This window comes from Aeromonas sp. HMWF015 (genome assembly GCF_963878965.1).
GTDB classification, from domain to species: Bacteria; Pseudomonadota; Gammaproteobacteria; order Enterobacterales; family Aeromonadaceae; genus Aeromonas; species Aeromonas veronii.
Genome location: NZ_CAWNZT010000448.1, coordinates 1 through 3,705, shown reverse-complemented (window position 1 = coordinate 3,705; position 3,705 = coordinate 1). Strand labels below are relative to the sequence as shown.

General features: G+C 47.0%; 3 protein-coding genes and 1 pseudogene. 3 read left to right on the top strand and 1 reads right to left on the bottom strand.

The annotated features are described in order from the left end of the window. From AACS18_RS22940 to AACS18_RS22930, 3 genes and pseudogenes are all read left to right on the top strand, one after another. Positions 1-984, top strand: a pseudogene (locus AACS18_RS22940) (replication endonuclease); the annotation flags it as partial. Between the two features lie 230 nt (positions 985-1,214). Continuing rightward, positions 1,215-2,192 carry a hypothetical protein gene (locus AACS18_RS22935; RefSeq protein WP_146184730.1) on the top strand — a complete coding sequence of 326 codons (978 nt, stop codon included), beginning with the start codon at positions 1,215-1,217 and terminating at the stop codon, positions 2,190-2,192. Positions 2,193-2,351: 159 nt separating this feature from the next. After that, positions 2,352-3,293, top strand: a complete 942-nt coding sequence (locus AACS18_RS22930; RefSeq protein WP_108611951.1) for an HNH endonuclease — start codon at positions 2,352-2,354, stop codon at positions 3,291-3,293. Between the two features lie 160 nt (positions 3,294-3,453). Here the strand turns inward: AACS18_RS22930 and AACS18_RS22925 are convergent. Next, on the bottom strand, positions 3,454-3,705 hold a 252-nt coding region (locus AACS18_RS22925; protein ID WP_042067783.1), incomplete at its 5' end, for an ogr/Delta-like zinc finger family protein.

The following is a 3,705-nucleotide window of genomic DNA, read 5'->3' as shown; positions in this document are numbered from 1 at the left end:
GCCAAATACATTGCCAAGAACATCGACGGCGCCTACCTGGACGATGACGAAGAGGCCGGCACCGCCGCCGATGAGGGCGCCCTGCATGCCGTCGCCTGGGCCAGTTGGTGGGGCATTCGCACCTTCCAGCAGATCGGCGGCGCGCCGGTCGGGGTATGGCGCGAGCTGCGCCGCATCAGCAACGCCAAGAAGCATGCCGATCTGGTGGGCCCACCAAAGCCTGTGCTGCAAGACCCGCGCTTTGAGGCGGCTCGCTTTGCCGCAGATAACGGCATCTTTCGCTGCTACCTGCACGCCATGGGCGGCGCTCTGGCGACCCGTGCCGAACACCCCATCAGACTGGCCCACCTCATTGAGGAGCAGGCCAATAGCTATGGCGAAGACATCAAGCGCCTGATGGGCATTACCTCTGCTCGCCTGGGCATCAAGACCCGCCTGCAAGGGTGGGAAATTGTGCCTGCCGGCACCCATGAAGCCAGGAAAGCCGCCGAGGCTGCAGCGAGGGGGGTTGGGGTTAAGACGGGCGACAGCCCGGCACCTTGGAGCTCTGACAATAACTGTACGCGGCCGGATCCTGAGGCCTTCGCGGATCAGTTAATGGCAGAGCAATGGGGTTTATCGCCCTTCTCCATCGGGCGTTTGCGCTCAGGCGCCAGCGTCAGAGCGGATGGTTTCACCCTATGGCTGGAAAACGGTCAGCTGCAGTCAGGCCGCGCACTACCAAGCGAGCCGGATTGGCTACCAGCTGGCCAGCAACCCGCAGAACAGGGCCAGCCGGATGAATACGCAGTGCCCACGGGTGATCAGGACTGGCCAATGTTGGTCGAGCTGTGCGGCGAGGTCTATCAGACACAAGGCCACGCTGGAGCGCATCGATGGATCGAGATGCTGCCGCAACCCTATCAGTCAGAGATGTGGCGGGTGCTGGAAGAGCTGGATGCGCTTGAGTGGATGCAGGAACAGGACAACAACAGCGAGGAGTAGGCATGAACTGCAAGCTGACCTTCAGCCGGTAAAAGGGGATGGTCAAGCGAATACGTCTAGACAATTAACATATATTAGTAATACTATGATTTTAAAGTGATTTTCTCATAACCGTTACAGAGGTTATGCGGTGTTATATAGAAGTCGATATAAACAGATTAATACCACCTTCCATCTAATCCCTGTTAGGAAAACAATCGATTATAGGTTCATTATAAATGAATGACAAAATGAAAAGACTCCAAGAGTTAGACGATATCTTGTTTAGTAATGAGTTGGGTTGTATATATGATTTTTTAGGTGATAGGGACAACGGACTTGTATTTCCTTTCTTTGCTAAGTATATGGATGCAGTAAAAAAGGTTGGTTTGGAGTTTTGTGTAACTACTGACACTGGCATCAGAGCAGGAATTTTATATAAGCACAAACTAATATTTGTGTCATACGGTATCTTTGATCGACTTTGTAAGCTGGCACTATTAGTTCATTCTTCTGGCGTGTTAAATGGAAAGCCAAGAACATTTAACTTTGTCGATTTACACCTCGTTGACAATCCTTTTGTTGGCTTTAATTATGAAGATCAAAGAGAAGAGTCAGAAGGTGACTCTCATCTGTTATTGTTCATATTTGATTGTTTACTATCTTTTGTTGTTTCACATGAAGTTGGCCATTATGTAAATAAGCACGGAAACCGAGAGAAGATCAGCGATGATATTGAGGGACATAGAAAGATCAGTAGAAAAACCTTGATTCAAAGTCATGCAAGGGAGTTGGTAGCTGATAACTATGCGTTTAGATTTTTACGTAAAAACATTAAAGACCCAATCATTAACTCCAATCCAATAATTGAAAAATTACTACCTGAATTTAAAAACGAAAAAGGTGCAACCTTACTAGCTTTACTCTTCGTTGCATGTTATTTCAAATTAATGGATGGTAACTCTCCTAACTCACACTTTGAATCAACTCATCCTGAAAGTGCAATTAGAGTACACTCTATTTTTGCGACATTTATTGAACCATACATGGATACAAATGAAATGGAGCAATATGCCCAGTTATTCCCATTGGCTATTACGTTGCTCAAGGCTGTGTTTATTCATAAAGATGGTACTTTCGACTTTAACTGGCAGGGAAGAGCAATGACTCCTGAAATGATACAATGGCATAGTGAAATTTGTTCTGAGTATACTAATTGGTGTGCATAGTTCGCCTAACAAGGTGCTCAAGATAGAATAACAAACGTTCGGCATTTTTATCTTGGTTAAGTTTAGTGTTTATGGCGGTCAAATAAGTTGAACGGTAAGTTTGTTAGCCACTTAGCTTAGCGTTAGGCAGCTACGGCATACACCGCACGGAGAAAGCTCATGCAGAAACAAGAAGCAAATATTAATTTCTACGAAACCAACTACGAGATTATCGGTCAATGGTTCGTTAGGCCTGGCGATAAAGTGGTTTTGGGGGACATGGGAAATCGTACGTGCCGCTTCTGCGGAAAACAGTCGCCCGAGGTAACTTTCAAGAAAGTCGCTCACGCTATTCCTGAATTATTAGGAAACAAAAGCATTGAAAGTGCCTATGAGTGTGATACATGCAATAAGAAATTTGGGGAAGGAATAGAGAATGACTTGGGAAATTGGTCAAAACCAATGCGCACCCTCATTAGCATCAGAGGGAAAAGTGGCGTGCCAACGCTAAAAAGAGGCGGAGATAAGCCTGGGTGGAGAATCGAATACGACCAAAGCAAACTTAATATCACTGCCTATGAGGATGATCCAATTTACGAGATTGATGAGGAAAATAAGACGGTTACATTCAAACTAAGGCGAGACTCTTATACACCGGTAGCCGTACTAAAAGCATTCATGAAAATTGGGGTTACATTACTTCCCGATGATGAAATCTCCAACTTTTCAGGATTGATGGCGTGGATTAAGGAGTCTGATCACTCTAAGCAGTACCTAAACAAGTGCCCTGTTATTTACGCCTTCCAGCCCGGGCCTTTGCCAAACGATTTCATCGCAGCTTTTATTTTGCGCCGTAAAAAGACAGTTACAGGATACCCGTATGCTTTCCTTGTTCTTGGTTACGGGAATGAAGTATTTCAAGTTCCATTGCCATCCGAGAAGCATGACGGCCAAATGAGTGGACAATCTATTTCGATTCATCCTTTTCCTGTACCCGGCCATCCTGATCCTGCACGTTATGGTGAGCCTAGGCGTACTGTTTTGGATTGGATGGATTACAAAGTGCGTAAAGGAGAAATTATGACAATGCAGATGAGATATGACTCCATAGTTCCTGTGTAAATTCCAAGTTAAGATTAGTAGCCTAACAAGTTGTTGCCCTCGGGAAAATTACTCGCGACGCTCCCAATTTTACTGTGAGTAATGCGTCAATTCATAAAAAGATCTCACAAGCAATATATGATGGCCACATCGTGCAAGAGTGAGAAAACAACTGGGGGCGCTATTGCGCTCCCAGACCTTTGAGTACCAGCTGCCGCCCCTCTGGCGTCAGCGACCCCATCAGGCTCAGCACCAGCTGGTTGGTGGTCTTGGCCGAGGGGCTTAGGGTGTGGGCGAACGACAAGGTGGCCACCCAGCTGTGGCCACACTCCGCATCGGTGCACTGGCAGTAGAGATCCGAGACATCATCGCTTAGCCGGTTGGTCTTGGTAATGCGGCCCCGCTGGCCACACACTTTGCAATAAACCCGCAT

Excerpts from the sequence above, each read along its gene's own strand:
- AACS18_RS22935 (WP_146184730.1), top strand. The coding sequence starts at position 1,215 with ATGAAAAGACTCCAAGAGTTAGACGATATCTTGTTTAGTAATGAGTTG.
- AACS18_RS22930 (WP_108611951.1), top strand. The coding sequence starts at position 2,352 with ATGCAGAAACAAGAAGCAAATATTAATTTCTACGAAACCAACTACGAG.